This is a genomic window from Pseudomonas sp. GW822-FHT07A10, from assembly GCF_058798795.1.
In genome coordinates, this window is record NZ_JBXAKV010000009.1 from 98,770 (window position 1) to 125,056 (window position 26,287).

Here is a 26,287-nt window from a genome sequence, read left to right on the forward strand (position 1 = left end):
TGCAATGGCGCGCAGTTTACCCTAATTCGCTCGGGATTCTGTCGGCACCACTACAGCAGGGGCCGACCGATCCGTACCACGGCGCCACTGCGGCATCCCGATCAACACCACGGCACTGATGATTACCGCCATGGCCAGCGCTTCCTCGACACCGATGGTCTCGCCAACGAATACGATCCCTAGCAACACCGCCACCGCCGGGTTGACGTAGGCATAACTGGTGGCTGCGGCCGGCCGCACGTGTTTCAACAGGTACATGTAGGCGTTGAAGGCGATGATCGAGCCGAAAAGGATCAGGTACGCCAGCGCCGCCCAGCCTTCGATCGGCGGCAGACTTTCCAGACGCTCGCCACTCACCGCACTGCCGATCAGCAACACCACGCCACCCACCAGCATCTCCACAGCACTGGCCATCGCGCCCTGAGGCAACGGCAAATGTTTGCTCCACACCGAGCCGAAGGCCCAGGACGCCGCCGCGAACACCAGCAACGCTGCGCCCAACGGGCTCGATTGCAGGTTGGAGCCGAGGTTGAGCATGGCAATACCGATCAGCCCGAGCACAATCCCGGCCCATTCGAGACGGGTATTACGCGCGCCCCAGAAATATCCGCACAACAAGGTAAACAGCGGCACCGTCGCCACCGCCAACGCGGCCACGCCAGAGGCCACGCCCGTGTGTTCGGCGACGCTCACCGCACCGTTACCGCATGTCAGCAGCAAAATCCCGATGATCCCCGCCGCTTTCCACTGCGCCCAGGTCGGCGCCGGCGCCCCGCGCCAGCGTAGGTACGCGTACATCAATGTCCCGGCGAGCACGAAGCGGATACCGGCGAGCAGCAACGGCGGCCAGTACTGCACGCCGATGCGAATCACCAGGTAGGTCGATCCCCAAATCACGTACAACGCGAAAAAAGCAGCGATCAGCGGTAAGGAAAAACGGCGTAGACCAGACATGGGCAGCTCGATGAACAAGACAAGGAGAGCCGCTATTCTAGAAAGGCCAACGCTGGAAAATAAGCTACAAAACCTGTTTATAGCGCCGGTACACTTTTCAAAACACGGAGTTCGACGCTATAAACCGTGCTTTCGAAAGTCAGTCATTTTTCAGGTAGGCCACGATGGACAAATACGACCGCATGCTCCTCAGCGCCCTGTTGGAAAACGGTCGTGCGTCCTACGCCGATCTGGCGCGCAAGGTGAACCTGTCCGCTCCGGCGGTGGCCGAACGCGTTGCCAAACTTGAAGCCTGCGGGGTGATCACCGGTTACCAGGCAAAAATCGACATGTCCAAAATCGGCCTGCCGATCCAGTGCGTCATCGAGCTGCGCCTGAACCAGCACGGTAAACAGAAAACCTACGACGAACTGATCAAAATCCCACAGCTCACCGAATGCCATCGCGTCACCGGCGACCCGTGCGTGATCATGCAAGCGGCGGTAGGCTCGATGCCGGAGCTGGAAGAGTTGATCAACCGGATCGCCACGTTCGGGTTCAGCAAGACCTCGATTGTGCTATCCAGCGCCATTGAGAAGCGGGTGCCGTTGGGGCAGCTGGAGGGGAATGGCAAATAGTTCCCCTGTAGGAGCTGTCCAGCAGTGCTTCCGTCAGAACCCGCGATACCGCTTCAAATGCTCATTGATCTTCGCCGCCGGCACTTTCTGCAGGCTGCACAACAGATCATGGGACAACTCGCGCAATCCATGCTTTTGCCGCAGCTCTTGCGCCAGATGCGCCGTCAGGTTGGCGGCCATTTCCGCATCGGCCATGGCCCGGTGAGCCTTGCCGGTATTGGGCAGGCGGGCGAAGGTGGTGAGGGTGCCGAGTTTGTGGTTCGGCGCGGCAGGCATCAGGCGGCGGGCGAGTAACAGCGAGCAGGCAAAGTTCTGCAGGCGTGTACGTTTGATTCGCCCGAGCTCGTAGTCCCAGAACTTCTGGTCGAACGCAGCGTTGTGCGCCAATAACGGCGTGATGCCGACGAATTCGTTGACCTCGTTCATCACCTGCTCGGCCGAGGGCGCAGTGCGCAGCATGGCGTTGCTGATGCCGGTCAGTTGTTCGATGAACGCCGGCACCCGCACGCCGGCATTCATCAGACTTTGGTAACGCTCGACGATGCGCCCCTGTTCAAGAATCACCACGGCAATTTCCGTGGCCCGGCAGCTGCTGCTCGGGGAGATCCCGGTGGTTTCAAAGTCGATGACTGCTATGCGTTCCAAACCTGTTTCAACTCCGTAAAAATCAATTCTTGAGCAGCAACGCGCCTTCGATCGGCACGTAACGACTGGCGGCGCGGATCAGCGAATTGGCCGTCAGGCCCGGCACGCCGTAGGCCACCGCCTGCACGCCGTGCTTGGCGATGATGCGCTCCAGCAGCATGTCGAAATCACCGTCGCCGGAGGCCAGCACCACTTCGTCGACATGGTCGGCGGCGTCCATGATGTCGAGGGTGATGCCCACGTCCCAGTCGCCTTTGGCCGAACCGTCGCTGCGCTGGATGTAGGGCTTGAGCTTCACGACGAAGCCGAGGTTGCGCAGGATCTGCTGAAACTGCTGCTGTTTGCTGTCGCCACGATCGATCGCATAGGCGTAGGCCTCGACGATCTGCCCCTGCTTGCTGACGTCAGCCCACAAAGCGGCGTAGTTGAAGTGGCAACCATAGGCCTGACGCACGGTGTAGTAGAGGTTCTGGACATCGGCGAACACTGCGATTTTTTTCACCGTACATCCTCTCAGCGCGTTGGCGCGCGGGGTCGTGGCGCACAGACGCGCGGGCTGGATCAGGCTCCAGGCCCGAAAAGTCGCCCAGTATGCCAGCCTGAAGGATTGTTCCGCGAACAATCGGCCCGGAGCGCCATGGCGCTCCGGACGAATGGCAGGTCAGATGAAGGAGTCGTCGTCATCGCCACCGAAGAACGATGAACCGTCATCGTCGTAATTCGCGTCGGTGAAACCGCCCTGATCGCTGGAGTTGTCAGCCACGCGCTGATCGTCGCCCCAACCGCTGCTATCGCTCTGATCGTTGACCTTGGCCGGTTCTTCCTTGATGACTTCAACCACTTCCGGCTGCTGATTGTGATGGAACAGGCTGCTGATGCCTTGCGCCAGCATCACGCCACCAGCCACGCCCGCTGCCGTTTTTAACGCACCGCCGAGGAAACCGCTGCCGACAGGCTGTTGCGGTGCGTAATTCTGTTGAGGTGGCGCTCCGAAGTTCTGCTGAGCAGGCGGTGCACCGAAGTTTTGCTGCGGCTGCGAGTTGAACGACGGCCGTCCTGGTTCACGCCAGCCGCCATTCGAGGGGGTTGCGCTTTGAGTCGGCGCAGGCTGCGGATCACGGGAAGCGCCGCCGAAGATGCTCGACAAAAAGCCGCCGCTGCTCGGTGCCGGTGCCGCTGTCTGGGCCTTGGCCTGTTGCAGTTCGGCCTGCAATTGCTGCACTTGCTGGGTGAGTTGCTTGTTCTGTTCGTCGAGGCTCTTGATGGCTGCCTCTTGCACCAGAATCGCCTGGGTCATGAAATAGCCCGCCGCTGGTTGGCGAGTCAGGTGTTCCTTGATCCGCGCCTCGGCCTGGGCGTCGCGCGGGGCTGAGTCCGTTTCGGCCTGTTGCAGCCGGGAAAACAGTCCATCGATCAGGGTTTGTTCTTCGCTGTTCATGGCGACCTCGTAGATTGCCGGGAATATCATTGCCCTCACCCACAGTGGATAAGGTGCTCACCAGTAATGGGGCTGATACAGGATGTTTCAATGACCTTTACCGAACGTTTACGTTTGCGCCCCGAAGGGGTTGATCGGTTAAAGTGAGGCACTGCTTTCAACCTGCGATACCGACTGATGAATTCGTTCGATGTACTGCGTGACTCTCTGTATTTCTTCAAGCGCAACCTGGGCCAGATTGTGCAGCTATGCCTGCCGCTGGTGATTGTCGAGGCGCTGCTGCAACAAGTGGTCGACCGCTCCACCGGGCCGGACAGTTTCGCCGGCATCAGTGTGATTGTCGGCTTGCTGGTGTATCCGCTGTACACCGCAGCGCTGATCCTGTTCCTCGATGCCCGCAGCCGAGGCGAATCACCGCGTACCCGCGACCTGTTGGCAGCCGCTGCGTCCCTGTGGCCGCGCTTCGCCGTGCTGACCGCCCTCAATACGTTGCTGATCCTGATCGGCCTGTCGCTCTATTTCCTGCCGGGCATCTGGCTGATGGTGACGCTGGCGTTCGGCGAGTACCTGTTGGTGCTGCGCGGCCTGGCACCGCTGGCGGCGATGAAGGAAAGCCTGCGCCTGACCCGCGGGCATTTCATACGCATCCTGGTGTGCATTCTGTGCGTGATGGGCCCGCTGTGGGTGCTCAAGGGAGCGACGCTGGCGGTTTACCCTGACCCGCAGAACCCGGTGATCTCGCTGCTGATCGACAGCGCCCACAGCTTCCTGCAGCTGTTCACCAGCGTGGTGCTGTTCCGTTTGTTCATGCTGATCGCCGATGCGCCCGAGAAATCTGATGAGCGGCTCTGACCGCTCTACCCTTGGGCTTTGGCGCTGCTCTCGGTTATGCTCGGGGTCAATCTTGTAACGCGATAAGCCGAGCGATGCCCCGTCTACTGCGCTACACCCTGCTGTGCCTGCTGATCGCCATCAGCCTGATTGCATTGCTGATCTACAGCCTGACCTGGCGTCCCGACGCCAAGGAAGCGCTGCCGGTCAGTTGCAACGCCCAGGCGCCGACGCTGGTGCCCGGCCAGGCGTTGAAGGTGATGACCTGGAACGTCCAGTATCTGGCCGGCAAGCGCTACGTGTTCTGGAACGACCTGGCCGCAGGAGACGACGAAACCCCTACACCTGAAGACATGGCCTTCAGCCTCGACGAAGTGGCGCGGGTGATTCGCGACGAGCAACCGGACATCGTGCTGTTGCAGGAACTCGATGACGGCGCCAAGGCCAGCGACTACCAGAACCAGTTCAAATTACTTCAGGATCGGGTCACCGACCTGTATCCGTGCACCACTCAGGCCTTCGACTGGAAAGCCGACTTCGTACCTGAACTGCACATCTTCGGCAGCGTTGGCCGGCAATTGGCAACCCTGAGCCGCTACCGGATCGAACACGCCGAACGCCTGCAATTGCCGGTCGCGCCGGCCAATGTCATCAGCCGTCAGTTCAAGCCGAAAGACGCCTTGCTGGTCACGTACCTGGCATTGAACGACGGTGGCCAGATGGCCGTGCTCAACACCCATCTGGACCGCGCCAGCCAGCTCGACGATACCTTGCAAACCCAGGTGACGGCTGTGGCCAAGGTGCTCGACAAGTTCGAAAGCCGCGGCACGCCGTGGTTGATCGGTGGTGATTTCAATCTATTGCCACTGGGCCAGTATCAACGCCTGCCCGCCGAGCAACGCACACCCTACTCTGCCGACAGCGCGCTGCATGTGCTGTGGGACAAATACCCGATGATCCCCACCAACAACGAAGCCAGCGGTATCGACCGGGCACAATGGTTGACCCATTACCCGAATGATCCCGGCTTGAACGGGCCGGACCGGACCGTCGACTACCTGTTTTACAGCCCGCGCATCAAACGGGTCGAAGCGCGGGTGCGGCAGGACGATACGTTGCGCATTTCCGATCATTTGCCGGTGATTGCGCGGTTTTTGTTGCCGGCCGCGCCTTAAATTCATCCGGCACATTGCCAGCCTTTGTGGCGAGGGGGCTTGCCCCCTCGCCACAAGTCCCTCGCAATGCGGGGCCGTCGATATTATTTACGGGGTTTGATCCGCGCCGTCGCCTCGGCCACCAGCGGATCATCCGGCCAGTAGTGCTTCGGATACCGACCCTTCAAATCCTTCTTCACCTCGGCATAGGTGCTGCGCCAAAAGTTCGCCAAATCCTGAGTCACCTGCACTGGCCGCCGCGCCGGGGACAACAGATGCAGTTTCACCACTTGCCGACCACCCGCAATGCGCGGGGTCTCGGCCAGGCCGAACAACTCCTGCAACCGCACCGCCAGAATCGGTGGCTGTTCACTGTAATCCAGACGAATCGATGAACCCGACGGCACGCTCAAATGATGCGGCGCCAGCTCTTCGAGCCGTTGCGGCAACGGCCACGGCAGCAAGTTGTGAACGATGCTCGACAGGTCCAGATTGGCGAAGTGACTGAGCCGCGAGACTTTGCCCAGGTACGGCATCAGCCAGTGTTCGAGGCTTTTGAGCAAGGTTGCGTCGCTGACATCCGGCCATTCGCTCTCGCCTTTACCCGCGAGATCCAACTGCCGCAACAACGCCACCCGCGCCTGCCACTGACGCAGCTCTGGCGTCCAGGGCAACAGCTCCAGACCTTTGCGTCGCACCAGATTCACCAATGCCTGACTGCGAGCGCTTTCATCGAGCCCGGTCAGCGGTTCGCGGCTGAGGATCAACTCGCCGACCTTGCGCTGACGCTCGGCCCGCAGCACACCTTCGCGCTCATCCCAATCCAGTTGATCGACACACCGCACCTGTTCGGCCAGCACGGAGTCGAACAGCGCCGGATCAAAATCCGTCGCCAGATAAATCCGTTCTTCACGCTGGCCCTGACGACTGCCCAGATCGGCGATCACCAGCCACGGTTGTTTCATCAAACTGTCGGCTTCGGCGAACAGTGCTGCGCGGCCGTTGGCCAGGCGATATTCAGCGCCACCGGCCCGCCGCTGTTGAGCGACCCGATCAGGATAAGCCAATGCCAGCAACGCACCGAGCCAACGCGGATGCTCGGGATCGCTGACCGGCTCCGACGCTTTGCCGCGCAAATAACCGCGATACTGCCGCGCCAGTTGCCGGGCCCGTTGAACACCGCCCTGCGCACCGCGAGCGGCCCGCTCTTCGCCGGACAGCAGCACCAGTCGGCTGTGCAGGTCCGCGCCAGCACCACGCAAGATATCGCGCTCACCAAGCAGTGCCGCGACATCGCAGGCCATGTCGGCCAGACCGAGCGCCTGGCCACGTAGCAGCAAATGGGCGATCCGAGGGTGGGCCGGTAGTTCGGCCATGGCCTGACCATGACGGGTCAGCGCTTCACCCTCCAGCGCCCCCAAACGCTCAAGCAGATCCTGGGCCTGTGCATAAGCTGCTGCCGGAGGCACATCGAGCCAAACCAACTGCCCCGGCGTCACGCCCCAACGACCGAGTTGCAAGGCCAGCCCGGCAAGGTCCGCCGAGAGGATTTCCGCACTGGCGTAAGCCGCCAGTTGCTCGTGCTGATCCTGCGACCATAAGCGATAACACACGCCGGGCTCCAAACGCCCGGCCCGGCCCGCGCGCTGCGTGGCACTGGCTTTGGAAATGCGTTGGGTGTCCAGGCGAGTCATGCCGCTGCCGGGGTCGAAACGCGGCACCCGCGCCAACCCGGCATCGATCACCACGCGCACGCCATTGATGGTCAGGCTGGTTTCGGCGATGTTGGTGGCCAGCACCACTTTGCGCTTGCCCGCAGGCGCCGGATCAATCGCCGCCCGCTGCGCCGCCAGGTCCAGTTCGCCGTGCAGCGGGCACAGCAACACCGGCGTGCCCTCGCCCAAGGCATCGGCCAATTGTTGATGCACCCGCCGAATTTCCGCCTGCCCCGGCAGGAACACCAGCAGGCTGCCGGTTTCATCGTTCAGCGCGTCGAGGATGGTCTGCACCACCTTTGGCTCGATGAACTCACCGGGCTGAAACGGCCGGCCCCAGCGCATCGCTACCGGGTACATGCGCCCTTCGCTGCGCAGGATTGGCGCGTCATCCAGCAACCCGGCCAGGCGTTCTCCTTCCAGGGTTGCCGACATCAAGAGGATTTTCAGCGGTTGATCGTCGCGGAACAGCTCCCGGCCATTCAGGCTCAGGGCCAGCGCCAGGTCGGCATCGAGGCTGCGCTCGTGGAATTCATCGAAAATCAGCAAGCCCACGCCTTCCAGCGCCGGGTCATCCTGCAAGCGCCGGGTGAGGATGCCTTCGGTGACCACTTCGATGCGGGTATTGGGGCCGACCTTGCTGTCGAGACGAATGCGATAGCCCACGGTTTCGCCGACCTTCTCGCCCAATTCACTGGCCAAGCGCTCCGCCGCAGCCCGCGCTGCCAACCGGCGCGGTTCGAGCATTAGAATGGTCTGCCCGGCCAGCCACGGCTCATCAAGCAAGGCCAACGGTACCCGGGTGGTTTTACCGGCACCGGGCGGTGCTTCGAGCACGGCTTCGTGGCGTGTAGCGAGGGCTTCACGCAGGGCGGGTAAAACTTCATCAATCGGCAAAGAAATCATACTGGCTCCCAAACAGAGCGGCGAGTATAACGGCGTTCAGCGCGGTCCTAATTCATATCGACGATGCTTCGTTCCTAGATAACCCAGGAGATTTCAAATGCGTGCTCCCTTTCGCTTGATCGGCGGTGTATTGATCGCGTCCTTGCTGACCCAAATGACCGCCTGCGGCTCGATTTTCTACCCCGATCGCCGCGGCCAGATTGACGGCAAGATCGACCCGGCCATTGCCGCGCTGGATGCCGTGGGTCTGCTGTTCTATATCATCCCCGGCCTGATCGCCTTTGCAGTCGACTTCGCCACCGGTGCCATTTACTTCGAGCCCGGCCGGACCGCTCAGGTGGCCCCGGAAAAACTCAAGGAAGCGATCGGTGCCGACGGCAAGGTCGATAACCACAAGTTGCAGACTATTCTCGAAAGTGAACTGGGCCGCAGCTTCCCGCTGGACGATCCGCGCCTGATCCAGCACAAGGGCAGCGCCCAGCAACTGGCTATGTTCGGCCTGCAACCGGCTGCATAATTCGTGCATTTGAAGGAACCACAGCACTGATGACTACCCCTACCGACCACGCCCGCCTGCTGCGGTTGGCGACGCGCGCCTCGGTGGCGGTCGCGTGCATATTGATCATCGCCAAAGCCATCGCCTGGTGGCTGAGCGGCTCGGTGAGCATGCTCGCCGGGTTGACCGACTCGGCGCTCGACGGCGTCAGCTCGCTGCTCAATCTGATGGCCGTGCATTACGCCTTGCGCCCGGCCGATGACGATCATCGTTATGGGCACGGCAAGGCTGAATCACTGGCGGGCATGGCTCAGGCGCTGTTCATTGGCGGCAGTGCGGTGCTGATTGCCCTGCAGGCGATCGAACGGTTGAAACATCCGGAACCGATAGGCGCAGCGTGGCTCAGCATCGGGGTGATTGTGTTCTCCCTCGTCCTGACCGTGGCCCTGCTGATGTTGCAGCACCGGGTAATCAAGGCTACCGGCTCAAACGCAGTGAATGCCGACTCCTTGCATTACCGCTCGGACCTGCTGCTCAACGGCGGCATTCTCGTAGCGCTGGTGCTGGCAGGGTTTGGCTGGCAGCAAGTCGACCCGTGGTTCGGCCTGGGGATCGCTGCTTACATCCTCTGGAGCGCGATTCAAATCGCCCGGGAAAGTTTTGCAGTGCTGATGGATGAAGAGTTGCCGACCGATGTCAGCCAGCACATGCTCGAACTGGCCTGCAGCGTACCCGGCGTTCTGGGTGCCCACGACTTGCGCACACGGATTTCCGGCAACCAGTGGTTCGTGCAATTGCATCTGGAATTGCCGGGAGACTTGACCCTGTCAGTCGCCCACGGCATCAGCGATCAAGCCGCCGATGCGATTCATGCCATCTACCCGCGAGCCGAAGTGCTGGTGCACGCCGACCCGCAGGAAGTGGTGAAGGCCGCCAGGGCTCAGTAACTCACCTGATAACCGCGACTGCTCAGGCAGTTGCCCTGAGCCTGTCGGTAAGCTTGCACCACCGACGGATCCGGTTGGTAGGTGGCGGTACGTGGATCGAAACCGCTCTGTTGCACGGCCCAGCGATAACATTCATAAGCGTCCCGGCTGACTTCCTCCGGCGACTGGCCGTTGGCCGGGTACGCCACCACGTCATAACCATTGCTCACCGGTTGCGGCTGCACGGGCGGTTCGACCACGACGTAATCTTGAGTGCTCTCCTGGTAGGCGTAATACGCGCCGGCCGCCAGGAACAGCAGCGTGCCGCCGATCCACACTTCACGGGCGTAATCGGGCAAGTAGCTGACACGAATCCCGCGAGGCGGCTGAACCACCACATAACGCGGGCCTTGCGGGCGATACCAGTAACCACCGGAATAGAAATAATCCTGGCCACGATACGGCACACGGAAGTGACGCTCCTCCGGGAAGCGGTCGATCACGTACCCAGGACGATACTGCGGACCGGGGCCCCAGCCTGTGCCGTGCCCCTCCGGGCGACCGGGCCAGCGACGGTCATCGTGACGTGGCTCCCGCCCCCCGGTCTGCCATGGCTGGTTGCGATTGTTACGCCACGGTTCGTCCTGATAGTAGCCACGCCGCGGTTCCTGGGTCTGGCGCACGGTATCGGGCCGACTCTGGATTGGCAGATTATTACTCGGTTGTTGCGGCGCTCGCTCCTGAACGTTGGAGTCGTGCAGTGTACGGTTCTGCCACTGGCCACCCTGAACGTTTGAATCGTGTAGCGGACGGTTCTGCCACTGGCCGCCCTGAACGCTGGAGTCGTGCGGCGTACGGTTCTGCCACTGACCGCCCTGATTGTTGGACTCGTGCGGCGCCCGGTTCTGCCACTGGCCGCCCTGATTCTGGTCGTGGAGTTCAAACTTGCGGCTGTTGTCGCCACGAATGATTTCGTTGTTCTGCGGGCGTGGCTGATTGCTGCCGCCACGGCCCTGGCCCTGGTCATTGCCACGATGATCAGGCCCATGTTGCCCGCCATCGGGGCCGCGGTTCTGCGGTTCATCGGCAAGCGATTGTGCAGTGACACTCACACACAGCAAACCAACACCGGCCAAACGCCAGATGCGCGATTTCATTCTTTTCCTCACGGCGGGTTAGGGCCTGTACGTAAGACTGGGAAAGCGCAGGCCGGTTCTGCAACAGGTTATCAGTCACGTAACTTTTTTATTGAGCGGCTCTTTATTAAGGGCATGCCAAATTGCGGGCAAGAAAAAAGGGAGACCCGTCGGCCTCCCTTTGAGAACTTCGTCCGTGCTCGACGCTTATGACGTCGGCTCACCTCACGCCGTCTTCTGGACAGTGTGTAGCTCGGGGGCCGACGCATCCCCGGTAGGGGTGGCGACCGCAGCTGGCCTGATTGGGCGAGCCGCACTGGACTGTTTGTCCGAGCAGTGATTCTGGTGATAAGAATAGGCCCGGAGCACCGACAGAGGATTGCGAAGATTGCTCAAATAAACATCACTTGCGCAATTTTTAACTCAGGATAGATAATCTGCCGCAATAGTTATGACAAAGGCCTGATTGATGAGCAAACTCGACCGATACGACCTGAGTATTTTGGCGGAATTACAGCGCGACGCGCGCATCTCCAATCAGGAGCTGGCCGAACGCATCGGCCTGTCGCCTTCGCCTTGCTCGCGGCGGGTCAAGCAACTGGAAGACGACGGCTACATATCCCGCCAGGTCGCCTTGCTCGACCGCAAGATGCTCGGCCTGAGCCTGACCGCCTACGTGCTGATCGGCATGGACCGCCATACTCCCGAGCGTTTCGAGAACTTCGAAGCCGCCATTCGCACGTTACCGCAAGTGCTGGAATGCAGCCTGGTGACCGGGATGGATGCAGATTATCAGCTCAAGGTGGTGGTGCCGGACATGGATCACTATCAGAAGCTGCTGCTGGGTCATCTGACCAGGATTGAAGGGGTGACGAGTGTACGGTCGAGTTTTGTGTTGAACCAGGTGCTTAACAGCACTGAACTGCCTCTAACCCACCTGCGCAGCTGATTGTGGCGAGGGGCTTGTCGGAACGCCGCACCGCCCCGTTCGGCCGCGCAGCGGTCGTAAAATCAAAGAACGCGGTGTGTCAGGTAAAACTCATGGGCTGGCTTTGGGGCTGCTTCGCAACCCAACGGGGGCAAGCCCCCTCGCCACAATCCGACGCAGGTCAATACCTCGCCAATCCCCCTTGGCGTATACTCCTCCGGCCTTTTTAGCCCCACCCGCGCTGGAGATGTTCAATGGATCCTGCAGTTTTCGAAGAGTGGATGATGACTGGCCTGGTCAGCATCCTGATCATTTTCATGGGTTTCATCGTCTGGGATCTGGCAAAAAAATCCAAGGCCGGGCGCTTCGGCTCGTTCATCCTGTTCTTTGTATTGGGACTCGGCGTGGCCGCATTCGTGATCAAAAGCGTGGTCATCGGCCTGATCGAATCCGGCACGCTATAAACGCGCCGGCACTTCCTTCCACTGGCCCTGATCGAGCCCTTCGATCGACCAGTCACCGATTCTGACCCGCACCAGGCGCAACGTCGGCAAGCCGACCGCCGCGGTCATGCGCCGCACCTGACGGTTGCGCCCCTCGCGAATCACCAACTCCAGCCAACTGGTGGGCACGCTTTTGCGAAAACGCACTGGCGGGTTGCGTGGCCACAGCTCAGGTTCTTCAAGCTGCCGCGCCTCGGCGGGCAAGGTCATACCGTCGTTCAGCTCGACGCCCTCGCGCAAACGCTGCAACTGCTCGGCGGTTGGCTCGCCTTCCACTTGCACCCAGTAAGTCTTGGCCAGTTTGTGTTTCGGGTCGGCAATCCGCGCCTGAAGCTGGCCGTCGTTGGTCAGCAGCAACAAGCCTTCGCTGTCACGGTCCAGCCGTCCTGCCGGGTAAATCCCCGGGATCTCGATAAAGTCCTTGAGCGTCGCCCGCCCTTCGCCGTCGCTGAATTGCGTCAGCACATCGAAAGGTTTGTTGAACAGAATCAGCCTCGGCTCGGCCGGTGGCGCTTTGGCGACACGGCGCGGGGCTGAAGAGGATGACACAGGCTTCACGCCAGGGCGGCGGGAAACGGGACGTTGAGGACGGGACATGGCGAGAAGAACATCTAACGGTCAGGGCTGCTAATGCTAGTGCCCCAACCGTCAAATGACCATGAGAACAATCAGCGGAACGGCGGCTCGTCGAAGCTGCGCAGCTTGCGCGAGTGCAACGAGTTGAGCTCGGTGCGCAGCAAATCCACCGCCTCGATACCGATCTTCAGGTGCTGACTGACCGCGCGCTCATAGAACGCGTTGGCCGACCCCGGCAGTTTGATTTCGCTGTGCAGCGGTTTATCCGACACACAGAGCAACGTGCCATAGGGCACCCGCAAGCGATAACCCTGGGCCGCAATCGTACCGCTTTCCATGTCCACCGCCACGGCGCGGGACAGGTTGATCAGCGGACGTTCCTGCGCCCAGCGCAGTTCCCAGTTACGGTCGTCGTAGGTCAACACGGTGCCGGTACGCAGGCGTTTCTTCAGTTCGTCGCCCTTCTCACCGGTGATGTTGGCCGCTGCTTGCTGCAACGCCAACTGCACTTCGGCCAGGGCCGGAATCGGAATGTTCGGCGGCACCACCCGGTCGAGAATCCCATCGCGGCGCATGTAAGCGTGGGCCAGCACGTAATCGCCAATGGTCTGCGACTGACGCAAGCCGCCGCAGTGGCCGATCATCAGCCAGCAGTGCGGCCGCAACACGGCCAAATGATCGGTGATGTTCTTGGCGTTGGACGGGCCGACGCCGATGTTCACCAGGGTTACGCCATGGCCGTCGCTGGCGATCAGGTGATAGGCCGGCATCTGGTAACGATGCCAGACCACGCCCGCCGCAATCGCCGAGGCTTCGCCATGGTCCATGGACTTTTCAATGATCACGTTGCCCGGCAACACCATGCGCACAAAACGCGGGTCTTTGCGCAGTTGCTCCAGGCCATGAACGATGAACTGGTCGACGTAACGGTGGTAGTTGGTCAGCAGAATCCACGGCTGCACATGCCGCCAGTCGCTGCCGGTGTAGTGCACCAGGCGCCGCAGGGAGAAGTCCACCCGCGCGGCATCGAACAGGGCCAGTGGCAGCGGGTCGGTGTTTTCCCAATCGTACAAGCCATCGGCGATGCCATCGGTGGCGGCCGACAGATCCGTACTCGGGAACACCCGCGCCAGTACCGCCGCCGTAACGCCAGAGCCGGCCAGTTCATCGCCCTGCTCGACCACGTAGGGATAAGGAATGTTTTGCTGGCTGACGCCGACTTCCACAGTCACGGTGAAGTCGTGCATCAACGGAACGAGTTGTTCCAGCAGGTATTTGCGAAAGGCTGCCGGATGAGTGACGGTGACGCTGTAGGTCCCCGGCAATTGAACCTTGGCATAGGCGCGAGTGGTCTGTGGGACTTCGCCCTGGCAGAGGTAGGTCAGACGCAACTCGGGATAACGAAACAGGGCACGCTGTTCAGCGTCCGGCTCGACGCGATCCTTGAGATAACGCTTGAGCGCCTGATTCAGCGCTGTGGTTGCACGCTCGTGCAAGACAGCAAGCCGGTCCACGGCTTGCTCGGCGGTTTGAACGACAATAAACGCTTCGGTCACGATCAGCTTCCTGTGTTCTGACTTGCAGACCTTCATCTTGCCTGCATCATCGCTTCACGGGAACAGTGGCGTGTTGGCTGTACATCAATTCTGAGACACAGATAATCCCGGTAGTGTTCATCAAATCATGGTCAAAACCCTTGCGGCGTCGACCGCGCCACAATCGCTTCCACATCCAGCCCACGTGGCAACGTTCCATACACCCGACCGGCCGAACCGAGGCGGCTGGCGATAAACGCATCACTGACCGCCGCATTGCCCGCCTCCAGCAACAGCCTGGCCTGAAGCCCCAAGGCGATATCTTCGGTGAGCTGGCGGGCGCGATATTGAATGTCGTCAGTGTCCTTGAACGCCCTCTGCAACTGGCCGATGTGTGTGGCCAGGCGTTTGTCGCCATGGCCATCGCCCAACTCGTTGAACAGCACATCGAGCACGCCCGGTTCTTTCGACAACGCGCGCAACACGTCGAGGCATTGCACGTTGCCGGAACCTTCCCACGTCGAGTTGACCGGTGCCTCACGGTACAGTCGCGGCAAGATGCTTTCTTCGACGTAACCGGCGCCGCCCATGCATTCGGCCGCTTCGTTGATCATCGCGGGCGCGCGTTTGCAGATCCAGTACTTGCCCACTGCCGTCACCAATCGAGCGAATTTCGCTTCGTGCTCGTCATCCAGATGATCCAGCGCCCGGCCCATGCGCAGGCTCAACGCCAGGGCGGCTTCGCTTTCCAGGGCCAGGTCGGCCAGCACGTTTTGCATCAAGGGTTGTTTGCTGAGCAACTTGCCACCGACCTGGCGGTGGGCGCAGTGATGGCTGGCCTGGGTCAGGGCCTGGCGCATCAGCGCGCTGGAGCCGACCATGCAATCGAAGCGGGTCATGGCGACCATTTCGATAATGGTCGGAACGCCCCGGCCCTCTTCGCCGACCATCCAGGCCAGGGCGCCACGGAACTCCACCTCGCTGGAGGCGTTGGACCAGTTGCCGAGTTTGTTTTTCAGCCGCTGTATGTAGAACTGATTGCGCGTGTCATCCGGGCGATGACGCGGCAGCAGGAAACAGGTCAGCCCTTTGTCGGTCTGGGCCAGGGTCAGGAAGGCGTCGCACATCGGCGCCGAGCAGAACCACTTGTGGCCCACCAGTTCATACGCCTGGCCCGGCCCACCGGCGCCGACCGGATAGGCCTTGGTGGTGTTGGCCCGCACGTCGGTGCCGCCCTGCTTCTCGGTCATCGCCATGCCGATGGTGACCCCGGCCTTGTGGGCCATGCCGACATTGCGCGGGTCGTATTCGGTGGCGAGGATTTTCGGCAACCATTGCCGGGCCAGATCCGGTTGCAGGCGCATCGCCGGGACGCTGGCGAAGGTCATGGTCAACGGGCAACCGCTGCCGGCTTCAGCCTGACTGTGCAAATACGTCATGGACGCGCGGGCAACGTGGGCGCCCGGTTGCGGATCGGTCCAGGGCAACCCTGTCAGGCCATGCTCCACCGCCGTGCGCATCAACTGGTGATAAGCCGGATGAAATTCCACCAGGTCGATGCGATGGCCGTAACGGTCATGGCTGACAAACACCGGTTTGTTTTGATTGGCCGCAAACCCGGCCTCCATCAGCGGCCCGCCGGCCAATGCGCCGTAAGCGTCGATCCGCGACTCGGCCCAACCGGCATCGAACTGCCGCGACCATTCCTGCAAAGGCAGGTCGATGCGATAGAGGTTGGTGCCGTCCAACGACGGTGGCTGGTTGGTGACTTCGTGGGTTTCGGCGAACTGATGCAGGTTCATGACGGGGCTCCTTTGGTCAGCCAAGGGACTTTCAGTTAAGCACCGCCCCGAGGCTGAACAAAGTGGCATATCTGCCTAACTGTCGGCGCTTTCGCCTTGTCCAGAACAGAGCACCCGTCGATAGAGCGCAGCCTGCAGGTCCTCGAATTTCACCGGTTTGTTCAGGTAGTCGACCACGGTGTCGCTCGGGCAGTGCACTCGGTCCACACTCAGGGCAATCATGAACACAGGTAATTCGGCGCAACCCGGCAACGCACGGATCCGGCGGCAGATGGAGGCGCTGTCCGCTGGCGGCAACTGGCAATCGAGCACTACCGCGTCAACCGCTTCACACTGCAATTGATCGAGCGCAGCAAGGCCATTGTCAGCGGTGCGTACCCGGAACCCAAGCTTGAGCAACATGCCGCGCATCACCAATTGATTGATGCTGTTGTCATCGACCAGCAATACCGTGCACTCCTGGGGCAAGCGCAGGCCGGTGGTTTGCCGGGTGATCGAGGAGGCGGGCTCTACCACCGCCAGCTCGAACTCGACGTCGAGCTGGAAGCGGCTTCCACGGCCCAGTTCCGAACGGTGGCTCAGGCGGCCGCCGAGCAATTCGACCAACTGCCGACAGATCGCCAGGCCAACACCCAGACCGCCGTACTCACGGGTCATCGAACCGTCGAGCTGGAAGAAGCGCTGGTACAGCGTCGCCTCTCCCAAATCGGTAAAACCGATGCCGGTGTCGATCACCGCAAAAGACAGCGCCAGCCGACCCGGCTCTGCCGCCGGTTTACCCGTCACCCGCAGCGCCAGACCACCGACTCGGGTAAATTTGATTGCGTTGTCCAACAGGCATTCCAGGCATTGCACCAGCTTGCCGCTGTCGCCGAACAAACGATCCGGCAACCCGGGCGTTACCTCGACCTTGAAGTCCAGCGACTTGCCCGACGCATTGCCATCGAATTGCCCGCGCAAAGACTCGACTGTACTGCGCAAGCTGAACGTGTCCGGATAGACCTTGAGCTTGCCGGCCTGCAACTCGGTCAAGGTGAGGATGCTATTGACCATGCGCATCATGTCCCGCGCCGAACCTGCCGCCGTTTGCTGATATTGCTCCAGCTCTGGGTTCATCTCGACGGTCTGCATCAGCTCCAGCGAACCGATCACACCGTTCATGGGCGTGCGCAGTTCATGGGTCAGGGTGGCGAGGAATTCGTCTTTGAGCCTGTTGCTGTGAGCCAGTTGCTGGTTCAGTACTTCGAGTTTCTGACCGGCATCGAACAACGTCTGCGCCTGTTGTTCGCGCATCGCGTTGATACGATCGGCCAAGGCCAGGGACAGCAGCGCCACTTCGATCGCCGAGCCGATCTGGCTGGCGTACATGGTGAGGAACACGTTGGGCAAATAACCCAGCACCATCATCGTGTTGACGACACCACCGAGCAAAAATGCTGACCAGGCAATGATGAAGTAACGCGCCACCCTCAAGCCACGCCACCAGGCGAAAACCCCGGCAGCGAAAATCACCACGGTAAAGACCAGCGCCAACGCCGTCGCCAGACGCAGGGCCAGGGCGTAACTGGTCATCAAAGACAACCCGACCACCAGCGCACTGAACGCGATCAGCGCCAATAGCACACGGTCCAGCCAGCGGCTGTGGGTGGCCGTCCGCAGGAAGCTGCGGGCAAACTGGCTGCCGAACAACCCCGAACAGCCGATGAAGAACGGCGTGGCGGCGTTGGCCCACCACGGATTGTTCGGCCAGAAATACTCCACGGCCGCGCCGTTCACCGACAGCTGATACAAGCCGAACGAGGCGATGTAAAAGATGTAATAGAGGTAACTGGTATCGCGCACGCTGAGAAAGATGAACAGGTTGTAGACCAGCATCCCCAGCAACACGCCGTAGATCAGCCCCAGCACGTAGAGCCGCACCGGCTGTTCTTCAAGGTAAGCAGTGCTCGACCACAAGGTGACGGGCGCCTGAATCGAGCCTTCGCTTTGCAGACGCAGGTACACGGTTTGCGCCTGCCCGGGCGCAAAGTTCAGATCGAACAGATAGTTGTTCTGACGAATCTCTCGAGTGGCGAACGGCAGTGCATCGCCCGTCTGTCGGGCCAATTGATAGTCACCGCCAGCATCGGGCAAGTACAGATCAAGATGATCGAGGGGCGGATAGGCCAGTTCCAACAGCCAGGTTCGTTGCGCCGACGGATTGGTCGGACGGTATTGCAGGTCGATTTTCAGCCAGAACGCCGAACGCGAATAGCCGGCGTTGAGGGTGGCTTTATCGTGGGGTTTGAAGTGCCCGGCCGCGGCTTGCGCACGGACATCGGCAATGGTCGCTTGACCGCCCGCGTCTTCATAAACCTGCATCGTTCGGCCCAGGGGAAGGCTCTGGGTGAACTCGTCGAACTCGACGGCGCTCGCCAGGAGGGGCAAGCACAACAGCAACATCAACAAATAGCGCATTTAAGCCCCAGCGTGGCCTGTCCGGTTCTGTCAGGAAGCCCCCCATTCCTTTTGAGTAGACGTAAAACCGGTATTACCTGTTATTGGTTTGGATCCACTCTAGCATAGCCGTTGCTGGCCATTGAACACCATTGAAATTTTTCCTACAAAGGCTCTAGAACGGGCGTTCCAGCGCAATGTATTGAGCTAGAGCTGTTGGCTTGATCAGGATGTGACAATGCCCCGATGGGTGATGAACACCTGTGGCGAGGGGGCTTGCCCCCGTTCGGCTGCGAAGCAGTCGTAAATCTGCCGACGCGGTGTACCAGACAGAAGGCAAAGGGGGCGCTTCGCACCCCAACGGGGGCAAGCCCCCTCGCCACAATGTATTGGCCGCGATGGCTGCCACAACACCCGAAAAACATGTTTGGTGGTAAGCTCGCGCACCATGAATATCTACAGCTCTCGCCCCGTTGTCCTCTGTCTCTCCGGCCACGACCCTAGTGGTGGCGCCGGCTTGCAGGCAGATATCGAAGCCCTGCTTGCCCAGGGTTGCCATGCGGCTCCGGCCGTCACCGCCCTGACCGTGCAAGACACGGTCAACGTCACTGACTTCCGCGTACTCGATCGTGAGTGGGTGCTGGCCCAGGCCAATGCCGTGCTCAACGACTCCGAAGTCGCCGCCGTCAAACTGGGCATGCTCGGTTCCCTGGAAATGGTCGACACCGTGGTCGAACTGCTTTCAGCGCACCCGCATTTGCCAGTGGTCTGTGACCCGGTGCTGCGCGCCGGCGGTGGCGGACGACTGGGCAAGGACGAAGTCGGCTACGCCATGCGCGAACGCTTGCTGCCATTGTCGATTATCGCCACCCCTAACCTTCCCGAAGCCCGCATCCTCGCCGAACTGCCCGAAGGCACCGCCGACGAGTGCGCGGAAAAACTCCTGCCATTCGTCAAACACCTGCTGATCACCGGCGGCCATGGCGACGAACACGAAATCCACAACCGCCTGTACAGCCGCGACGGTCGCCGCGAAACCTTTACCTGCCAGCGCCTGCCTGGCAGTTATCACGGTTCCGGTTGCACGCTGGCCAGCGCCCTCGCCGGCCGCCTGGCCCAGGGTGAACACCTCGCCAGTGCCGTACAGAGCGCGCTTGACTACACTTGGCGCACCCTGCGAGATGCGGAACAGCTGGGCAAAGGCCAGTTCGTGCCCCGCCGCCTGCCGCTGGATTTCTGTTCGTAACTTTCGATGCGTAAAGCGCAGAGGCTTGTCCGATGAAACTACGTGGCCTGTACGCCATTACCGACAGCCAGCTACTGGCCGGTAAATTTCTTTCGTACGTGGAGGCGGCGCTCGAAGGCGGCGTCACCCTGCTGCAATACCGCGACAAAAGCAGCGACGAGGCCCGCCGCCTGCGCGAGGCCGAAGCCCTGCGTGATCTGTGCGATCGCTACAAGACCCAGCTGATCATCAATGACGACGCCGAACTGGCCGCGCGACTGAATGTCGGCGTGCACCTGGGCCAGACTGATGGCCCACTGATGCCGGTGCGAGCACTGCTCGGGCGTCAGGCGATCATCGGCTCGACCTGCCACGCACAACTCGAACTCGCCGAACAAGCCGCCAAGGAAGGCGCCAGTTACGTCGCCTTCGGCCGCTTCTTCAATTCCAACACCAAGCCCGGCGCACCGGCATGCAGCCTCGACTTGCTTGACCAGGCCCGCAGCAAACTGCACCTGCCGATCTGTGCGATCGGCGGCATCACCCTGGACAACGCCGCCCCGCTGGTGGCCCATGGGGTCGATCTGCTGGCGGTGGTGCATGGCCTGTTCGGCGCCGAGAGCACGGCTGAAGTGACGCGTCGCGCCCGCGCCTTTAACGAATTGTTCAAATCCTGATTTTGAGAGCCAAATAATGTCTCGTTCCGAAACCCTGTTTGCCAATGCCCAGAAACACATCCCCGGAGGCGTGAACTCGCCTGTTCGTGCGTTCAAGAGCGTTGGCGGCACGCCGTTGTTCTTCAAACACGCCGAAGGCGCCTACGTCACTGACGAAGACGACAAGCGCTATGTGGATTACGTCGGTTCCTGGGGCCCGATGATTCTCGGCCATAGCCACCCGGACGTGCTGGACGCGGTGCGCAAACAGCTTGAGCACGGATTGTCCTATGGCGCCCCGACCGCGATGGAAACCGAGATGGCCGATCTGGTCTGCTCGATCGTGCCATCGATGGAAATGGTGCGCATGGTCAGCTCCGGCACCGAAGCGACCATGAGTGCGATCCGTCTGGCCCGTGGTTTCACCGGTCGCGACAGCATTATCAAATTCGAAGGCTGCTACCACGGCCACTCCGACAGCCTGCTGGTCAAGGCCGGTTCCGGCGCCCTGACCCAAGGCGTACCGAGCTCGGCCGGTGTACCGGCGGCGTTCGCCAAACACACCCTGACCCTGCCGTTCAACGACATCGACGCAGTAGAAGCCATGCTTGCCGAAGTCGGCCAGGACGTGGCGTGCATCATCGTCGAACCGGTGGCCGGCAACATGAACTGCGTACCGCCGGCACCGGGTTTCCTCGAAGGCCTGCGGACCCTGTGCGACAAGCACGGCGTGGTGCTGATTTTCGACGAAGTGATGACCGGTTTCCGTGTCGCCCTCGGCGGTGCCCAAGCCTATTACGGCGTAACACCGGACCTGAGCACATTCGGCAAGATCATCGGTGGCGGCATGCCGGTGGGCTGCTTCGGCGGCAAACGCAAAATCATGGAACACATCGCACCACTGGGCCCGGTCTACCAGGCCGGTACGTTGTCGGGTAACCCGCTGGCGATGGCGGCTGGCCTGACCACGCTGCGCCTGATCAGTCGTCCGGGTTTCCACGCCGAACTGAGCGACTACACCAGCCGCCTGCTCGATGGCCTGCAACAGCGCGCCGACGCCGCCGGCATTCCGTTCGTGACCACTCAGGCCGGCGGCATGTTTGGTCTGTACTTCAGCGGCGCCGACGACATCGTCACCTTCGATGACGTGATGGCCAGCGATGCGAACCTGTTCGGGCGCTTCTTCCACCTAATGCTCGAGGGCGGCGTGTACTTGGCGCCGAGCGCCTTCGAAGCCGGTTTCACCTCGATCGCCCACGGCGCAACCGAGTTGAAACTGACGCTGGACGCCGCCGAACGTGCCTTCGCCGCACTGAAGTAATTCTGCGACGCTGACGTTGGCGATTGCCAGCGTCAGCTTTTACCTACATCCGCACCCTTTTTCCTGCTCAGCTGCCAATAATCCCCCGCAAAGTGGGTGATATAGTCCCCGCGCAGCAGAAAAACGAGTAAAGACTTTGTAAGGTTGGCCCTGCTTATTTCATAATGCGCGCTTATTGGATCCCTCGACGGGTCCGCGCGCCCCTCAGAGGTAAGTCGATTCCCATGAACCGCACCGGCCGCACCCTTGCATTGGGCTGCCTGTTGCTCCTTCAGCCCCTGCTCGCGCTCGCACAAGCAGGCGGCAACTCGTTGTTGATCCCGGCGATGGGTCGCTGCACCCTCAATACTCAGCCGCAAGACCTGACGCAAGCGCTCACCGCCTGCCAGAAAGCGTCGGATGAAGGGGATGCGCAAGCGCAATACGAGTTGGGTGAGTTCTACTACGAAGGCAAAAACGTGCCGCGCGACCTCAATAAAGCCCTGAGCTACTTCGAAAAGGCCTCGCTGCAAGGTCATGCCCAGGCGCAATTCAAACTCGGCACCATGTTCTTCCATGGCGAAGGCGTACCGGCCAATAACATTCAGGCGTATATCGTGCTGAAAATGGCCGCGGTCAACGGCGCCGAAGACGCGCTGGACACCGCCGACGAAGTCGCCGAAAAAATGCCCCGCGAAGACCTGGAAGTTGCTACCCAGGTGCTGGGGCAAATTTTCCGTAAATACCTGATGGAATTGCAGAGCGCCGACGGGCGTACGCCGTTTTCGCCACTTCCCTGAATTGAACACGGGCTCCTGTGGCGAGGGGGCTTGTCGGAACGCCGCATCGCCCCGTTCGGCTGCGCAGCAGTCGTAAAGTCAGCACACGCGGCTTGCCTGGAAGATAGAGGTGGCTGATTTCAGGGCCGCTTCGCAGCCCAACGGGGGCAAGCCCCCTCGCCACAACAAGCTCCTTCAGCCAATCAACCTGCTGCTTACTTCTCAGGCATCGGCATCGGAAACGGCATGACATTACCGACCGCGCCGCGGGCTTCGCTGATTTTCGGCGTGCCAAGGCGTTCGACCTCGTCGATGCGCACGATCGAATGCATCGGCACAAAACTGCGCACAACGCCTTCGAACTGAGCCTTGAGCTTTTCCTCGCTCGGATCGACGACCACTTGTGTGCGCTCGCCAAAGACGAACTCTTCCACTTCCAGAAAGCCCCACAGATCACTTTGATAGATCTGCTTGGCGTACATTTCGAACACCTGGCCCTGATTGAGGAAAATCACCTTGTAGATTGGAGCTTCACGTTTGGTCATGGTGGGCGGGTAACACATCGGGGATAAAAATGAGGGCGCGAACTATAGCATAGCCACCGGACGCGCAGCGGTAGGAACCTTGGGACATGTTCCCTATAATGCGCGGTTCTTTGAATCACGTGATGAATCTTTCCATGGCCAAGAAGCTTTACATCGAAACCCACGGTTGCCAGATGAACGAGTACGACAGCTCGCGCATGGTCGATCTGTTGGGTGAACATCAGGCCCTGGAAGTCACCGCCCGCGCTGAAGACGCCGACGTGATCCTGCTCAATACCTGCTCGATCCGTGAACGCGCCCAGGACCGGGTGTATTCCCAGCTCGGCCGCTGGCGCGAACTGAAACTGGCCAATCCGGAAATGGTCATCGCTGTCGGTGGTTGCGTGGCCAGCCAGGAAGGCGCGGCCATCCGTGATCGCGCTCCGTATGTCGACGTGGTGTTCGGCCCGCAGACCCTGCACCGCCTGCCGGAAATGATCGACGCCGCGCGCGCTACCAAACTGCCGCAAGTCGACGTCTCGTTCCCGGAAATCGAAAAATTCGACCACTTGCCCGAACCGCGCATCGATGGACCGAGCGCTTACGTGTCGGTCATGGAAGGCTGCAGCAAGTACTGCACCTTCTGCGTGGTGCCTTATACCCGCGGTGAAGAAGTCAGCCGGCCGTTCGACGACGTGATCGCCGAGATCATCCACCTGGCCGAAAACGGCGTGCGCGAAGTGACCCTGCTGGGGCAAAACGTCAACGGCTATCGCGGGACCACTCACGATGGTCGCCTGGCCGACCTGGCGGAATTGATCCGGGTGGTCGCCGCCGTCGATGGCATCGACCGGATTCGCTACACCACTTCGCACCCGCTGGAGTTCTCCGACAGCCTGATCCAGGCCCACGCCGACGTGCCGGAACTGGTAAAACACCTGCACTTGCCGGTGCAATCGGGCTCTGACCGAATCCTCGCGGCGATGAAGCGCAATCACACCGCGCTGGAGTACAAGTCCAAACTGCGCAAACTGCGGGCCGCCGTGCCGGGGATCTGCATCAGTTCGGACTTCATCGTCGGCTTCCCGGGCGAGACCGAAAAAGACTTCGAACAGACCATGAAGCTGATCGAAGACGTTGGTTTCGACTTCTCCTACTCGTTCGTCTACAGCCAACGCCCGGGCACCCCGGCCGCCGACCTGGCCGACGAAACGCCGGAGGAACTGAAAAAAGAACGCCTGAATGCCCTGCAACATCGCCTGAACCAGCAAGGGTTCGAGATCAGCCGACAAATGGTGGGCTCCGTTCAGCGGATTCTGGTCACCGATTATTCGAAAAAAGACCCTGGCGAACTGCAGGGGCGCACCGAGAATAACCGTATCGTCAACTTCCGCTGCGACAATCCGACCCTGATCGGCCAGTTCGCCGACGTGCACATCGACGCCGCGCAACCGCACTCGCTACGGGGTTCGTTGATCCAATAACACCTCGCCTCCTGCGGGAGCCGGGCTTTTGTGGCGAGGGGGCTTGCCCCCGTTGGATCGCGAAGCGGTCCCCAATACTTTGCGACTGCTTCGCAGCCGGACGGGGGCAAGCCCCCTCGCCACAGTTCAAGTGTCAGATTCCGGCATCTTATTTAAGAGCTTTCGCACCCAGGCGACTGGCGTTATCCTTTATTTCATCAATATTGCCCCAGGGCGGCTAAATACGACCTTGAACGCACCCATAGAACCACATCGCTTCATCCTCGAGCCTTTTGAAGCTCGCCGCTTCGCCAATCTGTGCGGGCAATTCGACGAGCATCTGCGCTTGATCGAACAGCGCCTGACCATCGAGATCCGCAACCGCGGAAACCAGTTCGAACTGATCGGCGAGCCCAAGCACACCACCTCCGCGGAAAACCTCCTGCGTCGCTTGTACCGGGAAACCAAGGGTACCGAGCTGTCGCCGGACATGGTTCACCTGTTCCTGCAGGAATCGGCCGTCGAGGAACTGGACAACCACTCCCCCGCCGAACCGTCCGTCGCCTTGCGCACCAAAAAAGGCATGATTCGTCCTCGCGGCTTGAATCAACTGCGCTACGTGAAGGAAATCCTCGGTAACGACATCAACTTCGGCATCGGCCCGGCCGGTACCGGCAAGACCTATCTGGCTGTTGCCTGCGCGGTAGACGCACTGGAACGCGAGCAGATTCGTCGCATTCTGTTGGTGCGTCCGGCGGTTGAAGCGGGTGAAAAACTCGGCTTCCTGCCCGGCGATCTGTCGCAAAAAATCGACCCGTACCTGCGCCCGCTCTACGACGCGCTCTATGAAATGCTCGGCTTCGAATATGTCGCCAAGCTAATCGAGCGTCAGGTCATTGAAGTCGCGCCACTGGCCTACATGCGCGGCCGCACGCTGAACAACAGCTTCATCATCCTCGACGAAAGCCAGAACACCACCGTCGAACAGATGAAGATGTTCCTGACCCGGATCGGCTTTGGCTCCACGGCAGTCATCACCGGTGACATCACCCAGGTCGACCTGCCACGCGGCACCAAGTCCGGGCTGCATCATGTGATCGAAGTGCTCAAGGACGTTCCGGGCATCAGCTTCACCCACTTCCAGCCCAAGGACGTGGTGCGCCATCCGCTGGTGCAACGCATCGTCGAGGCGTACGAGCGCTTCGAAAATCGCGCTGCCGATGCCGCGCCAAAGGACACCCCACACGATGCTTGAGCTTGATCTGCAACTGGCCAGCGACGCACCTGCCCCGAGTGAAGCCGAGTTCCGGAAATGGTGCGAACTGGCCCTGCGCCAGCGCACCGCCGACTCCGAGCTGACCATTCGTCTGGTCGACGAAGAAGAAGGCCGCGAACTGAATCACACCTGGCGGCAGAAGGATTACGCCACCAACGTGCTGTCATTTCCTGCCGACGTGCCGGACGAGTTGCTGGATATCCCGTTACTGGGCGATCTGGTGATTTGCGTGGCCGTGGTCGAGCGCGAAGCCGCCGAACAAGGCAAGGCACTCAACGCCCATTGGGCGCATCTGGTCATTCACGGCTGCTTGCATCTGCTTGGTTACGACCATATAGATGACGACGAAGCCGAAGAAATGGAAGCACTGGAACGAACGTTGCTTGCAGAACTGGGTCATCCGGACCCTTATGCGGACGACGAAACAGACACATCCCCTATCGTTACAACAAAGGATTCAGAGTAA

Annotated in this window: 25 protein-coding genes; 14 read left to right on the forward strand and 11 right to left on the reverse strand. The window is 60.8% G+C overall.

The genetic code is table 11. The features are described 5' to 3' along the window. Positions 1–21: 21 nt before the first annotated feature. Complete coding sequence (gene yedA / locus AC1RL4_RS16600) at positions 22–954, reverse strand: drug/metabolite exporter YedA (RefSeq protein WP_096479506.1); 933 nt, start codon at positions 952–954, stop codon at positions 22–24. Positions 955–1,118: 164 nt separating this feature from the next. Between yedA and AC1RL4_RS16605 the strand changes: the two genes are divergently transcribed. Beyond that, positions 1,119–1,571, forward strand: coding sequence for an Lrp/AsnC family transcriptional regulator (locus AC1RL4_RS16605; RefSeq protein WP_204124849.1), 453 nt, complete (start codon positions 1,119–1,121; stop codon positions 1,569–1,571). A gap of 33 nt (positions 1,572–1,604) precedes the next feature. Here AC1RL4_RS16605 and AC1RL4_RS16610 read toward each other — a convergent pair whose 3' ends face one another. The 3 genes from AC1RL4_RS16610 to AC1RL4_RS16620 form a co-directional block, all read right to left on the reverse strand. Continuing rightward, entirely contained in the window at positions 1,605–2,216 is a 612-nt protein-coding gene (locus tag AC1RL4_RS16610) for a 3'-5' exonuclease (RefSeq protein WP_028938849.1), read from the reverse strand. A gap of 22 nt (positions 2,217–2,238) precedes the next feature. Beyond that, a complete protein-coding gene (locus AC1RL4_RS16615) occupies positions 2,239–2,718 on the reverse strand; it encodes a LabA-like NYN domain-containing protein (RefSeq protein ID WP_018925783.1) in 480 nt (159 codons plus the stop codon). A gap of 159 nt (positions 2,719–2,877) precedes the next feature. After that, positions 2,878–3,654 (reverse strand): DUF2076 domain-containing protein, encoded by a 777-nt coding sequence (locus AC1RL4_RS16620; protein WP_230173115.1) that lies wholly within the window; start codon positions 3,652–3,654, stop codon positions 2,878–2,880. A 177-nt stretch (positions 3,655–3,831) separates the two neighbouring features. On the opposite strand from AC1RL4_RS16620, the gene AC1RL4_RS16625 reads away from it, so the two are divergent. Together AC1RL4_RS16625 and AC1RL4_RS16630 are read left to right on the forward strand one after the other, a co-directional pair. Continuing rightward, the gene (locus tag AC1RL4_RS16625) at positions 3,832–4,506 is read left to right on the forward strand and encodes a YciC family protein (protein WP_230173113.1); all 675 of its coding nucleotides are present in this window, start codon (positions 3,832–3,834) and stop codon (positions 4,504–4,506) included. Positions 4,507–4,580: 74 nt separating this feature from the next. Continuing rightward, entirely contained in the window at positions 4,581–5,660 is a 1,080-nt protein-coding gene (locus tag AC1RL4_RS16630) for an endonuclease/exonuclease/phosphatase family protein (RefSeq protein WP_019650904.1), read from the forward strand. An 83-nt stretch (positions 5,661–5,743) separates the two neighbouring features. Here AC1RL4_RS16630 and hrpB read toward each other — a convergent pair whose 3' ends face one another. Then, positions 5,744–8,260, reverse strand: a complete 2,517-nt coding sequence (hrpB, locus tag AC1RL4_RS16635) for an ATP-dependent helicase HrpB (RefSeq protein ID WP_019650903.1) — start codon at positions 8,258–8,260, stop codon at positions 5,744–5,746. A 97-nt stretch (positions 8,261–8,357) separates the two neighbouring features. On the opposite strand from hrpB, the gene AC1RL4_RS16640 reads away from it, so the two are divergent. Continuing rightward, on the forward strand, positions 8,358–8,777 hold the full coding sequence (locus AC1RL4_RS16640) for a hypothetical protein (protein ID WP_019581328.1): 420 nt from the start codon (positions 8,358–8,360) through the stop codon (positions 8,775–8,777). Between the two features lie 29 nt (positions 8,778–8,806). Then, a complete protein-coding gene (locus AC1RL4_RS16645; protein WP_230173111.1) occupies positions 8,807–9,703 on the forward strand; it encodes a cation diffusion facilitator family transporter in 897 nt (298 codons plus the stop codon). Here AC1RL4_RS16645 and AC1RL4_RS16650 read toward each other — a convergent pair. Next, positions 9,697–10,839 carry a DUF6515 family protein gene (locus AC1RL4_RS16650; protein ID WP_019650902.1) on the reverse strand — a complete coding sequence of 381 codons (1,143 nt, stop codon included), beginning with the start codon at positions 10,837–10,839 and terminating at the stop codon, positions 9,697–9,699. The genes AC1RL4_RS16645 and AC1RL4_RS16650 overlap by 7 nt on opposite strands. Positions 10,840–11,287: 448 nt before the next feature. Between AC1RL4_RS16650 and AC1RL4_RS16655 the strand changes: the two genes are divergently transcribed. Together AC1RL4_RS16655 and AC1RL4_RS16660 are read left to right on the forward strand one after the other, a co-directional pair. Then, complete coding sequence (locus tag AC1RL4_RS16655) at positions 11,288–11,767, forward strand: Lrp/AsnC family transcriptional regulator (RefSeq protein WP_007937367.1); 480 nt, start codon at positions 11,288–11,290, stop codon at positions 11,765–11,767. Between the two features lie 233 nt (positions 11,768–12,000). Further along, positions 12,001–12,210 carry a DUF2788 domain-containing protein gene (locus AC1RL4_RS16660; protein ID WP_007937369.1) on the forward strand — a complete coding sequence of 70 codons (210 nt, stop codon included), beginning with the start codon at positions 12,001–12,003 and terminating at the stop codon, positions 12,208–12,210. On the opposite strand, the gene AC1RL4_RS16665 is transcribed toward AC1RL4_RS16660, so the two are convergent. From AC1RL4_RS16665 to AC1RL4_RS16680, 4 genes are all read right to left on the reverse strand, one after another. Continuing rightward, positions 12,205–12,846: a pseudouridine synthase gene (locus AC1RL4_RS16665; RefSeq protein ID WP_230173109.1), complete on the reverse strand. Its 642-nt coding sequence runs from the start codon at positions 12,844–12,846 to the stop codon at positions 12,205–12,207. The two genes, AC1RL4_RS16660 and AC1RL4_RS16665, sit on opposite strands and share 6 nt — an antisense overlap. A gap of 71 nt (positions 12,847–12,917) precedes the next feature. Next, positions 12,918–14,417 (reverse strand): AMP nucleosidase, encoded by a 1,500-nt coding sequence (gene amn, locus AC1RL4_RS16670; protein WP_019650901.1) that lies wholly within the window; start codon positions 14,415–14,417, stop codon positions 12,918–12,920. Between the two features lie 95 nt (positions 14,418–14,512). Beyond that, the gene (locus tag AC1RL4_RS16675; protein ID WP_028938844.1) at positions 14,513–16,162 is read right to left on the reverse strand and encodes an acyl-CoA dehydrogenase family protein; all 1,650 of its coding nucleotides are present in this window, start codon (positions 16,160–16,162) and stop codon (positions 14,513–14,515) included. Between the two features lie 75 nt (positions 16,163–16,237). Beyond that, positions 16,238–18,619 carry a hybrid sensor histidine kinase/response regulator gene (locus AC1RL4_RS16680; RefSeq protein WP_028938843.1) on the reverse strand — a complete coding sequence of 794 codons (2,382 nt, stop codon included), beginning with the start codon at positions 18,617–18,619 and terminating at the stop codon, positions 16,238–16,240. Positions 18,620–19,046: 427 nt separating this feature from the next. Between AC1RL4_RS16680 and AC1RL4_RS16685 the strand changes: the two genes are divergently transcribed. The 4 genes from AC1RL4_RS16685 to AC1RL4_RS16700 all read left to right on the forward strand — a co-directional run bounded on the left by AC1RL4_RS16685 (position 19,047) and on the right by AC1RL4_RS16700 (position 22,579). After that, on the forward strand, positions 19,047–19,844 hold the full coding sequence (locus tag AC1RL4_RS16685; RefSeq protein ID WP_019581334.1) for a hydroxymethylpyrimidine/phosphomethylpyrimidine kinase: 798 nt from the start codon (positions 19,047–19,049) through the stop codon (positions 19,842–19,844). Between the two features lie 32 nt (positions 19,845–19,876). Further along, positions 19,877–20,500 carry a thiamine phosphate synthase gene (gene thiE / locus AC1RL4_RS16690; RefSeq protein ID WP_019581335.1) on the forward strand — a complete coding sequence of 208 codons (624 nt, stop codon included), beginning with the start codon at positions 19,877–19,879 and terminating at the stop codon, positions 20,498–20,500. Between the two features lie 16 nt (positions 20,501–20,516). After that, positions 20,517–21,800 carry a glutamate-1-semialdehyde 2,1-aminomutase gene (gene hemL / locus AC1RL4_RS16695; RefSeq protein ID WP_230173108.1) on the forward strand — a complete coding sequence of 428 codons (1,284 nt, stop codon included), beginning with the start codon at positions 20,517–20,519 and terminating at the stop codon, positions 21,798–21,800. Positions 21,801–22,024: 224 nt separating this feature from the next. Further along, positions 22,025–22,579 (forward strand): tetratricopeptide repeat protein, encoded by a 555-nt coding sequence (locus tag AC1RL4_RS16700; RefSeq protein ID WP_230173106.1) that lies wholly within the window; start codon positions 22,025–22,027, stop codon positions 22,577–22,579. A 194-nt stretch (positions 22,580–22,773) separates the two neighbouring features. Here AC1RL4_RS16700 and AC1RL4_RS16705 read toward each other — a convergent pair whose 3' ends face one another. After that, the gene (locus AC1RL4_RS16705; RefSeq protein ID WP_003185742.1) at positions 22,774–23,103 is read right to left on the reverse strand and encodes a DUF1820 family protein; all 330 of its coding nucleotides are present in this window, start codon (positions 23,101–23,103) and stop codon (positions 22,774–22,776) included. Between the two features lie 134 nt (positions 23,104–23,237). On the opposite strand from AC1RL4_RS16705, the gene miaB reads away from it, so the two are divergent. The 3 genes from miaB (at position 23,238) to ybeY (ending at position 26,287) form a co-directional block, all read left to right on the forward strand. Continuing rightward, positions 23,238–24,566 (forward strand): tRNA (N6-isopentenyl adenosine(37)-C2)-methylthiotransferase MiaB, encoded by a 1,329-nt coding sequence (gene miaB, locus AC1RL4_RS16710; RefSeq protein WP_019581336.1) that lies wholly within the window; start codon positions 23,238–23,240, stop codon positions 24,564–24,566. Positions 24,567–24,795: 229 nt separating this feature from the next. After that, entirely contained in the window at positions 24,796–25,800 is a 1,005-nt protein-coding gene (locus AC1RL4_RS16715) for a PhoH family protein (RefSeq protein WP_019020889.1), read from the forward strand. Beyond that, on the forward strand, positions 25,793–26,287 hold the full coding sequence (gene ybeY, locus AC1RL4_RS16720; protein ID WP_018925765.1) for an rRNA maturation RNase YbeY: 495 nt from the start codon (positions 25,793–25,795) through the stop codon (positions 26,285–26,287). The genes AC1RL4_RS16715 and ybeY overlap by 8 nt, the downstream gene beginning before the upstream one ends.